Annotated in this window: 6 protein-coding genes; all 6 read left to right on the forward strand. The window is 33.5% G+C overall.

The annotated features are described in order from the left end of the window. The first annotated feature begins 130 nt into the window (after positions 1-130). Positions 131-844, forward strand: a complete 714-nt coding sequence (locus ASE40_RS18505) for a YebC/PmpR family DNA-binding transcriptional regulator (RefSeq protein WP_012024626.1) — start codon at positions 131-133, stop codon at positions 842-844. A 291-nt stretch (positions 845-1135) separates the two neighbouring features. Further along, positions 1136-5860: a hypothetical protein gene (locus ASE40_RS18510; RefSeq protein WP_057118602.1), complete on the forward strand. Its 4725-nt coding sequence runs from the start codon at positions 1136-1138 to the stop codon at positions 5858-5860. A 2-nt stretch (positions 5861-5862) separates the two neighbouring features. Continuing rightward, on the forward strand, positions 5863-7938 hold the full coding sequence (locus tag ASE40_RS18515) for a hypothetical protein (protein ID WP_057118603.1): 2076 nt from the start codon (positions 5863-5865) through the stop codon (positions 7936-7938). Between the two features lie 4 nt (positions 7939-7942). Then, a complete protein-coding gene (locus ASE40_RS18520) occupies positions 7943-9241 on the forward strand; it encodes a SprB repeat-containing protein (RefSeq protein ID WP_057118604.1) in 1299 nt (432 codons plus the stop codon). Positions 9242-9364: 123 nt separating this feature from the next. After that, positions 9365-10528, forward strand: coding sequence for a hypothetical protein (locus ASE40_RS18525; RefSeq protein ID WP_057118605.1), 1164 nt, complete (start codon positions 9365-9367; stop codon positions 10526-10528). A gap of 5 nt (positions 10529-10533) precedes the next feature. Beyond that, positions 10534-11535 carry a SprB repeat-containing protein gene (locus ASE40_RS18530; RefSeq protein WP_057118606.1) on the forward strand — a complete coding sequence of 334 codons (1002 nt, stop codon included), beginning with the start codon at positions 10534-10536 and terminating at the stop codon, positions 11533-11535. Positions 11536-11538: the final 3 nt, after the last annotated feature.

Genomic DNA, 11538 nt, shown 5'->3' on the forward strand with positions numbered 1-11538 from the left:
AACATAGGACTTGGAACCTGAAACCTGAAACTTGAAACATCAACCAAAACATTCAATAAAAAAGAGTTGTTTTGTTTTTGGAAAAATAAGGAATAACCGTATTTTTGCATCTCAAAACTAAAAATTAGAAATGGGAAGAGCATTCGAATTTAGAAAAGGAAGAAAAATGAAACGTTGGTCTGCAATGGCCAAAACATTTACCAGAATTGGTAAAGATATCGTAATGGCTGTTAAAGAAGGCGGTCCGAATCCAGACGCCAATTCTAGATTAAGAGCTGTTATACAAAACGCGAAAGCTGCCAACATGCCGAAAGACAATGTGGAGCGCGCGATTAAAAATGCAAGTAATAAAGATACTGCCAACTATAAAGAAATTTTGTTTGAAGGATATGCTCCTCACGGAATTGCAATTTTAATTGAAACTGCTTCTGATAACAATAATAGAACTGTAGCAAACATTAGAAGTTATTTTAATAAATGTAACGGAACTATGGGAACTCAAGGTTCTGTTGAGTTTATGTTTGACCACACTTGCAACTTTAGAATTGCAAAAGATGGTATCGACGCTGAGGAATTAGAATTAGAATTGATTGATTTTGGTGCCGAAGAAGTTTTTGAAGATGAAGACGGAATCTTAATCTATGCGCCTTTTGGTAGTTTTGGAGCGTTACAAAAAGAATTAGAAAATAGAGGTCTTGAAATTCTATCTTCTGGTTTTGAACGTATTCCTCAAATAACTAAAGAATTAACTGAAGCTCAAATCGCTGATGTTGAAAAATTAATTGAGAAAATCGAAGAAGATGATGACGTTATGAACGTTTATCATACAATGAAAGAAGAATAATCTTCTACAATACTTGATATTAAAAGGCTCCAGAATTATCTGGAGCTTTTTTTTTACCAGAATGTGGAAAACCGTAAAGATTTGTATTACAAAATGTTTACATTTGGCAAAAATTTAACAGTCTATTACGTTTTAAACCAATTCTATAAATTGTATGGATTAAAAAATTAAAAAACCAAACTGATTCATTTTAAACAAATTAGAGTCCCAATTGCCTGTAAATGCAATTCTTATTTGTTAAAAAGATTTACATATATCCAAAAATAATACCACAACCAAACCTACTAAAAATTGAAAAAAATTACTTCAAAGTTTTACTCTTTTGTATTAAGTATAGTTTTATTTCTCGTAAGTTTTAATAGTTTTTCTCATACTTATCTCGATACAATAAGTAATAAAAGAAAACCTATACCTGCAAAAAGCATTATTTTAAATAATGCTGCCAAACAATCAAGTAGTTCTTCCAAATATGAGTTGAATACTGAAAGTGAATTCACAAATTCATATATTCAAAAAAACTATCCAATTGGAGATCCTACAAACGGATTTTTAGATAAGGCTAAGGAAGTTTTTAAGGAAATTGATAAAACCGAAAACGTTACCGATTTTTTAGAGCCTAAAAACTTAGCACAACTTCCGCTGGGTATTAAAAAAACTATTGGAGGAATTCAATATTCTTTAGGTATCAGTAATGCAAAATTTACTCCTCAATATACCGAATTAACTGCATTTGTAAAAATTATACTTCCTCAGACTGATTCTTTAGGAAACAGAAAGGAACTTTTTTTTGGGGCAAATAACATTAAACTTTCTCACAAAGGAGGTCTAGTTGGCGACACCAATCTTGTTTTACTAGGTGATGTGCCTATTAAAATGTTTGGAGACAAAACGCTATTAGTACTAAAAGGCGGCATGGAAATGGCCACTGGAGAGGTTAAAAACAAAACCTATGTAACCATTGATTGTAATGGTTTTAAAGAATTAGGTGTTGAGGCAGATGTCATTTTCTCCAGAACAATGCTTGAGCCTGTTGATGCTACTTACAACGTCATTCCCGGCACCAGTCAAGTCAAGTCCAGTTTTAAAGCTGTTGTTGGTAACTGGAATGATATTTTAATAGATATCAATATACCTACTTTTCAACTCACTAAACACCCTGGTTATTGTTTTGAATTAAACAATGCTGTTATTGACATGAGTGACTTGCGTAACTCATCGAATGTCATATGGCCAAAAGACTATGAAAAGGATTATTTAGTTCCTGGAAATGAAAAATTATGGAGAGGATTTTTTGTCCAATCTCTTAAGTTAGTTCTGCCTTCTCAATTTAAAAAGAAAGGTACTAACGAACGAATTACGTTCAAGGCAACCAATTTGTTAATTGACAGAATGGGAGTTTCTGGAACTTTTTCTGGAGAAAACATCTTAAGTCTTGGAGAAGGAAATGCGTCTGGATGGCAGTTTTCTGTAGATCGTATTGAATTAGGTTTTAGAGCCAATTCTCTCGTTGCTGCAGGGTTTAGCGGAGGGATTGTTTTACCAGTTTCTTCAGGACAATGCACGGCAGAAGGAAGAGGTGAACTTGGCTATACTGCAGTTTTTAATACTATCGATAATGAATATCTTTTAAAAGCAGAGATCAAAAATGATATCTGTTTTCAAGTATTTAAAGGAAATGCCTCTTTAGAAAAAAACTCTTATGTTGAGTTAAAAGTTAAAGAAGGCAAATTTTTACCAAAGGCTGTTTTATACGGAACTTTATCACTTAACGCCAGTAACAAACCTGCTACAGCAGCTGATGCAATAGCTGGTGAAAAATATGTAACTGTTTATGACGACAAAGGGAATGTTGTTGTTCCAACAAAGAAAGAGACAGTAGCTTTTAAAGGTATTATTTTTCAAAATTTAACTTTACAAACAGTAGTTCCTTACATAACAGCCGACTATTTTGGATATAAAAATAATCCTGAAAAAGACGCATCAGTTAGTAATTTCCCGGTAACAATTAATGAAATTGCCTTAACCGCAGATACGCAATCTGCCAGTTTAAAAGTCGATTTAGCCATTAATTTGATGAAGGACCAATTTAATGGAGAAACTAAATTCTATGTAATTGGAAAATTTGCTCCAGAAGAAGGAATTCAAAAGTGGAAATTCGACCGTCTTAAATTTGAAGAAATAAAAGTCGCCGCCGATCTTGGAGGTGTTAAATTTAAAGGAAGTATTACCATATTAGACAATGATCCTATTTATGGAGATGGCTTTAAAGGAATGCTGGGTGCTGATTTTACAGGCGGTATTTCTGTTGAAGCAAATGCTATTTTTGGTTCTAAAAGCTTTAGATATTGGTATGTTGATGCAATGGTCGACAACCTAAACATTCCTGCTGGAGCCATTACTTTCAAAGGTTTTGGAGGAGGTGCTTATTATAAAATGAAGAAGGACGGATTCAGCAGCAGTTTTGTTGCTTCTGGATCTAATTATGTTCCTGATGAAGATTCTGGCCTTGGTGTTAAAGCCATGCTTAAGTTTGCCGGAACTGCCACTGCCGATGCTTTTTGGGGTGGTGCTGGATTTGAAATCGCTTTCAACACTCACGGTGGTATTAACCGAATCAGTATTTATGGAGAAGGCCACGTAATGCAGACTTTTGAAATACCTGGAGTTGACGAACTTAAAGATGCTTTAAAAGCAGTAACTGAAAACGAGTCATTAATGTCTAAAGTTGCATTGGAAGCTCTAAAAACTTCAAATCTATCAAAAGCAGCAGAAGATTTATACCCTACTGATGTTAAACAGCGAATGGGAATTAATGCCTTTGCTGCAATCGAATATGATTTTAGATCCAAAACATTACACGGAACATTTGATTTATACATAGATACTCCTGGAGGCTTTATTAAAGGTCGTGCTTCTGGTAACAGAGCCGGCTGGGCTGTACTGCATTTTGCGCCAGATAAATGGTATATCAGAATGGGTACACCAACAGACCGATTGGGGATAAAATTAGCCATAGCTTCTCTTGAGGTTGAAGCTGGAGGATATTTCATGATTGGTGATGATATTCCTGGCAGTCCTCCTCCACCCGCTATTGTTGCTCAAATTCTTGGAGTCAGCGCAGATTCTCTTGATTATATGCGAGATGAAAACAGTGTAGCTTCTGGTAAAGGTTTTGCTTTTGGTTCTGATTTTAGTTTAAAAACTGGAGATATCACTTTCTTAATCTTTTATGCAAACTTCCAATGTGGTTTTGGATTTGATATCATGGTAAAAGATTATGGCGAAGCACAATGTAAGGGTTCTGGACAAATTGGTTTAAATGGCTGGTATGCTAATGGGCAATCTTATGCTTATCTGCAGGGTGAGCTCGGAATCAAGATTAAATTATTCATGATTAAAAAGAAAATATCCATTATAAAAGGAGGTGGAGCCGTTCTATTGCAGGCCAAATTACCTAACCCCGTCTGGATTCGAGGTTATTTAGCAGGAAATTTTAGTTTATTAGGAGGAGCCGTTAAAGGAAGTTTCAGATTTAAACTAGAGTTTGGAAAACAATGTGAATTTGTTAATGATGCTCCATTAGGCGGTCTAAAAACAATTGCAGATATCACTCCTGCCGAAGGTGCAAAAGATGTCAGCGTATTTGCTGTTCCACAGGTTGGATTTAATATGCCTATTGAAAAAAGTTTCACATTGGAAGAAGATTCTGGTGTAAAAACATATAAACTGAAATTAGAAGAATACAGTATTAAAAAAGATGGTGTTGCCATTGTTGGAGATATAACATGGAATCCAACAAAAGATTTGTTAAGTTTTACGCCTTCTGAAGTATTGCCTCAAAATTCAAACCTTACCTCTACAGTAAAAATAAGTTTTCAGGAATATGTAAATGGAACTTGGAAAACGGTTTATGATGATGGACAAATAGCTACTGAAACTGAAGTTAGAAATTTCACTACAGGACTTGCTCCAAACTATATTCCGTTGACGAATATTGCTTATTGTTATCCGGTAATGGATCAGAAATATGTTTATCAAAACGAATCGAAACAGGCTTATGTTGTTTTAAAACAAGGTCAGACTTATTTGTTTGAATTAAAAGAGGGACAATCGCAAAAAGCATTTTATAAAACGGGAACAAACTCAAATACTGGAGCAATTACATACAATACAGCTCTTAAGAAAGTGAGTATAGATTTACCTGTTTTACAGACATCTAAGCCGTATAATATTTCATTAATGACACTTGAAACAAAAACTGATGCAAACAGTAATTTAAAAGAAAGTTATACGACACAGGATTTAGGTGAAGACGCCAGTCTTACTGTAAAAGACAACAAACTGGGAGAAGTTGTTACCGGCGGACAAGGTGTAGAATTATTACAATATAATTTCAATACAAGTCAGTACAACAGTTTCTCAGAAAAAATGGCTGCTAAAAAACCTAAACAAACGTTGACAGAAATTATTTATTCTGATGTTCATGCTTTACAATCATTAAACAGCTCTACTGAGCCTTTTGATGAAATCGAAATTATTGGTAATGCTAAAACGATGAATGTCCCTTTGATAAATGTTGAAGCAATATTAGATGACAGTTATTACAAAAATGAGATTTTCCCATTAGTATATCAAGGATATCCATTAGAGACAGATTTACAATTTGACAGAAGCACAACAACTCTTGGTGTTCCGCCTACAAAAGGTGTAGAAACATTGGCTTGGTATCAAGATTATATCATTAATAATCCGACAAGCTATATGCTAAAAGAGTATCTGCCATATCGATATAACCTGCCATTTTACTATAAAACAGATTTTGTCAATTTAAGATATAAGGTAGTAAATAAGTACTTAAACACTTTAAACCAGCAAATGATTTCGAAGTATGATTATATCATAAATGGTAAGTTCCCGTACATCAAACAAGGTCAATATAACATAAAACTGAATTACACTCTTCCAGGAGGACAATTAGGAAGCAGTTCTATATTCACATTCAATAAATCAATTTAATAATGAAGTTCAAATTTTTCTTTATCCTTTTTTTAATTTTCACTTTTTCTGGAATTGCTCAAAACAATTCTAAGGAAAACAACGACATAGAAAAAAAGAACGAAATCCAAGTAATAGCTAGAGTTCAAAAAGACCGCATTTTATTACGCTGGGCTGTTAATACTCCGATTGCTTGGAAAAAATTAAACACATACGGCTATTTAATAGAACGATTTACAGTTACAAGAGATAATAAAACGCTGGCAAAACCAGAACGTGTTGTGTTAGCACAAGCTTATAAACCTCAACCTGTAGAAACCTGGGAAAAATTAATTGATGAAAATGATAATGCTGCAATTTTAGCACAAGCTATTTACGGCGAAAGTTTCAGTGTAACTGGAACAGACAATTTAGAATCGATAGTAAATCTGTCTGAAGAAGCAGAACAACGTTTTACTTTTGCTTTGTATACAGCTGATAAAGATTTTGAAGTTGCTAAAAAAGCAGGTTTAGGTTTTGAAGATAAAGATGTAAAACAAAACGAAAAATATGCTTACCGAATCTCTTCGAATGTTCCTGAACAAGAATTGAGCATCGTTTATGGTGGTGTATTTGTCAGTTTAAAAGAATATGAGCCATTGCCAAAACCAATGGATCTTAGTGCTCACTTTACAGACAACAGCACTATGTTAAGCTGGAATTTTAAAATCTTAGCCCATGTTTATGGTAGTTATTACATAGAACGTTCAACTGATAAAATCAATTATAAGCGACTTACAGATAAACCGTACACCAGTTTAAGTCAAGAAAACGCAAATAATAACAGAATCTTTTATGTTGATTCTATTGCTAATAATACGTCTTACCATTATCGTATTCAAGGTATTTCTCCGTTTGGGGAATTAGGCCCTTATTCTGATGTAGTTTCTGGTAAAGGAAAAGCTTTATTGAAATATGTCCCACATTTGACGGTAAAAGACTTTAAAGACGATTCGACTGTTACTTTAACTTGGGAATTTCCAGAAGAAGGCAATAATGAAATCTCTGGATTTGAGCTTAATCGTTCCGATTATGACGATGACAAATACACCAAGGTAGTCAAAAACATTCCTGCTAAGGATCGTACTGTAACTTATAATAAGCTACTTGCTACAAATTATTTTACGATTACAGCTGTTGGGAAAAATGGAAACAGCCGTACCTCCTTCCCTATGCTGGTTCAGCCTGTCGATTCAATTCCGCCAGCAAAACCAATTGGTTTAAAAGCAACTATTGATTCCTTAGGAGTTGTAAAAATATCTTGGACTCCAAACAAAGAAAAAGATCTTTTAGGATATCGTATTTATAAAGGAAATACTGCTGAAGAAGAATTTAGTCAGCTGACAGTGAGTCCGCATGAGAAAAATACTTTTGAAGATAAAGTAATTCTTAAAAGTTTAAATAGCAAAGTATATTATAGAATTATCGCTGTCGATTACCGCTATAATATGTCTCCTTTCTCTGAAACATTAATTGTGAAAAAGCCAGATATTATACCTCCTGCTTCGCCTGTTTTTACCAAATATGAAATTAAAGACGGCGCCGTGTTTTTAGAATGGGCAAACAGCCAAAGTGAGGATGTAAAATCTCATCAGCTTTATAGAAAAGAAAATGATCAGGAAAAATGGGAATTAATATGGAGCGGTATTGATAAATCTGAGTCTTATCAAGATAAAAAAACGATTGAAGGTGCAACTTACAGATATGCCATTTTTGCTAAAGATGAAAGCGGATTAGTTTCAAATCCCTCACCAGAAGTTGCATTCTTTGTTCCCAAATATACCGTAAAACCAGCTGTAAAAGGTTTCTACGCACAAGCCAATACTACTACAAAAAGTATCGACTTATCTTGGAGCTATGATGAAACCGGTATAGAAAGCTTTGAAATTTATAAAGCAACCAATGCAGAACCAATGCAGTTGATTCAAATGGTAAAGCCTGAAACTAGAAAATTATCTGATCCAACGCTTACCATTAATACCACTTATAAATACGGAATACGAGCTCTGTTTAAAGATGGAAGAATGTCTAAAATGGATTTTTACACCGTTAAATTTTAATTAAATGAAAAAGATATTCATTTTACTTTTTCTTATTTCTATTCCGAAAAGTTTTGCGCAAACTTATTCGTTTGTTTTGGCATACAGTGCTCAAGGCACACTTTGTAACTATGGAGCTCACGGAGCTTATATGAAAGCTGACAATGTAAGTATTTATGATGGTGTCACTTATGGAACTTATCCAGCTAATTTTAATAATAGGGCATTTACTCTTAAAAAAAATTACACTTCATTTGAGTTTATGCTTAATGATGGATGCAATGCCAATTGTAATGATAAGCAGACATTAACTCTAATGAATTTAATTAAAAATAGAAATGTCACGTTATGGGGATGTTCAGCAACTCAAAGGTTTGCTGTTGATAATTTTGTCCCAAATGTATTTATTAAAAATCTTGATACTGCTAGTCCAAATGAAATATGTGCTGGATTTCAGTTAGGATTAGCTGCTTTTCCTACCGAATTATTACCAAATAATGCTCCAGATTTTCCAGCCGAAGTTTATCATTGGGTATACTCATTAGATAACAAACAAACTTGGGTAGACGTTCCTACATTTATTAACGGAAATCGAACCAATGATATTTCAACAACGACATTTTCTATTCAACAGTTACTTGGTAATAATCATACTAATTATTTTAATAAAGTTATCTATTTTAAGCTTGCTTACGGAGATACCAATCCACTGGCAATAACCTATTCGCCTTGCGCTCCTATTGCAGAAAATGTGACATATGCAGCGCCTAAATGTAATGGTGAAAATATTGAAAAAATTGATGTCTTTTTTGATCGAAACTTTTATTCTGGAGAAGATATTAGCATTATGTATGTGGTAAATACAGATCCAACTAAAACAACTCCACATTTTCAAAATACTGAGATAATAAGCTCTCTTACTTTAGATTCGGATTATAATAAGTATAAATACACTTTTATCAATCCTGGAACACTAGAGCATGGTGAAACTTACAATGTTAAATATCAAACAAGAAGGTACGGAGCCAATACTGGATCGTTACAAAGCGCCAGTACTCCTTTCAAATATTTAGATCCACCAAAATTATCATTTGAAATAACAAATCAGCAAAAACCATCATGCAATGGAGGTAATGATGGTTTTATAGAAATTACTATTAATAGTGGTAATGGACCTTTTCATTTTTATAAAGACGGAAATGAGATTTCGGCCGAAGTTAATAACGGAAAATATTACTTAAGAAATTTAGAAGGAAAAGATTATAACATCCAAGTGACAGATGCTAAAAATTGTATCGATAAAACAGCTAATGATCCAATTTAAACATTCGGCTGATATAAGAAAACAAGATTAAAACTAAAAAAGTAAATGCCTTAAATACTTAAAAGAGTATTTAAATTAAAGGATTAGTTAACTGTATTGATAAAAACGCAAACGAATAAAAAGATGAAAACAAAATTACTCTCTGTATTATTTCTCTTTTTTGGATTAATACACTTTACAAATGCACAAACCAAATATGGTATGCTGGTAAAAACAACATTAGATCCATTTCAAGGCTGGAATGGGAGTCATGCTGGAAATTTACGAATTTCAATAGGTTCACAATCCGTTAGTAAAGGTAGTAATACCACTGATGATGTTGTAGTAGCATACAAATTCTTGTATATAACAGATAATCCAACTCAAATTGTTTGTTCAAGCAGTACCGCTGGGAATAAAGACGGGAGTGATTGTAATTTAGACAGAAACATCCCTTACAATAAAGATACTTTTGATTCTGGTTACTTTGGAGGATGTATTGGAGATGCAGAAATGATGGGAATTTATCTGCCGCAGCCGGTAAACACAAATGTTTGTAAAAATGATGTAATCTCGTTAACGCGAGGCTGGAATTGGCAATATAGCTACGATGCCGTTAATTGGACTAATTTTGCTAGTTCATATCAGGCAAAGCGTGCAATTTCTTTTACTATGGCTGCCTTGGGAGGTTCTGACGGAAAAACTAAATTTTATGTAAGAGCTGGATACGATACAACTTTTACAGATTATATTATATATGATATTATTCCTTGCCCTCCTGGATTAGTTGGTTCCCCTTTAGTTAGCAGTACAACTTGTGTAAACAATAATGATGGGAAAGTAGTTTTTACTTATGACAGAGATTTAGTAAGTAATGAACGTTTTGAATTTAGCTTTTATAAAAAACCTGATAATATACTTATTGCAACTCCAGCTTTAACTATTGATAGTGTAAATAGAAAATTAAATTTTTCTGGTTTGGCAGCAGGAGATTATTCTATAAAATATCAAACCTTTATAGGAGCTCAGCCAACGAGTACAAATCCAGCACCTGATCCAGTATTTACCATACCTGCTGCAACTCCTTTTTATTTTCAAATCACTGAATTACAACCTCAGTGTAATAATCAACAAGGAAAAATAAAATTAACTGCCTCAGGAGGAATAGCTCCATATTATTATAAAATAGATTCAAATGCTGAGGTTCAGTTTACATCTCCAACTAATGAAATAGATGTTACTTACGGTGAACATTCTATTAAAGTAAGAGATACAAATTCTTGCATTGATTTAACAGCAAATCAATAGTAAATATGGAGAAACTTTACTATTCTTTTTTTATTGCTTTGTTACTTTTTTCGAGTGTTCATTCGCAAAATGTAAATGACAACAGAGGAAACTGTGAGACAATACAAATAACAAATTTGAGAACATATGCCAACAGAACAAATGACCGTTTGTTTTACTATTATAGTACTGATGGTATGTTTTGGATTCCTTTTGACAGAACTCAAGAAGATTATAGAGAGGGATTGATATTTAGAGCAGATCAGGACATTCATAGTTTTATAGGTATAGAAGACGAAATAACTCCTTATACAGGTCCATTATATATTAAAGGTGAATATTTAACAAATGTTGGTTCAGCACCTGATCCTTATGACGTCGTTAGAAGATGTCAGGAAGCCAATATGAATACTCCACCAAATAAACCGCTTCCTTGCCCTAACGGTGCTGATGTGATTGGAATAACATCTGCTTTTTATTATATGATTCCATGTTCTCCACTTTTAGTCGGCGAACCCATAAAAACTAATACCTATTGCAGTTATAGTAATGATGCGGAAATCACATTCAATTTTGATCGAAAGCTGGCAGATAACGAGCATTTTTTGCTCAATCTTTCAAAAAAAGTAACTGAAACCTCTTTTCAAATTATCAGAGATGCTACAGTAACTGCAAATGAATTTATAGATAAAAAATATACATTTTCTAATCTGGCACCAGGCGAATATTTATTTAGATATCAAACTTTTATCGGTGCACAGCAAAACAGTGACAACGAAAGGTCTTTTACAATTAATGCTAATCCGCCATTAAACTTTAGCATCGTAAACCAACAGCCTTTATGTCATGATGAAAATGGCCAGATTCAAATTGAAGCATCAGGAGGAACACCTCCCTATTTTTATAAAATAAACTCAGATCCCGAAGTCGAGTTTACAACACCAATAATTTTGGCAGTTGCAGGCAGTGACTATTTAATTAAAGTTAGAGATAAAAACAACTGTATTGATACAAATGCAAACGATTAAAAA

The sequence above is a fragment of the Flavobacterium sp. Root935 genome (assembly GCF_001429295.1).
GTDB lineage: Bacteria > Bacteroidota > Bacteroidia > Flavobacteriales > Flavobacteriaceae > Flavobacterium.

Coding starts and splice junctions, on each gene's coding strand:
- ASE40_RS18505 (WP_012024626.1), top strand. CDS start 131: ATGGGAAGAGCATTCGAATTTAGAAAAGGAAGAAAAATGAAACGTTGG.
- ASE40_RS18515 (WP_057118603.1), top strand. CDS start 5,863: ATGAAGTTCAAATTTTTCTTTATCCTTTTTTTAATTTTCACTTTTTCT.
- ASE40_RS18520 (WP_057118604.1), top strand. CDS start 7,943: ATGAAAAAGATATTCATTTTACTTTTTCTTATTTCTATTCCGAAAAGT.
- ASE40_RS18525 (WP_057118605.1), top strand. CDS start 9,365: ATGAAAACAAAATTACTCTCTGTATTATTTCTCTTTTTTGGATTAATA.
- ASE40_RS18530 (WP_057118606.1), top strand. CDS start 10,534: ATGGAGAAACTTTACTATTCTTTTTTTATTGCTTTGTTACTTTTTTCG.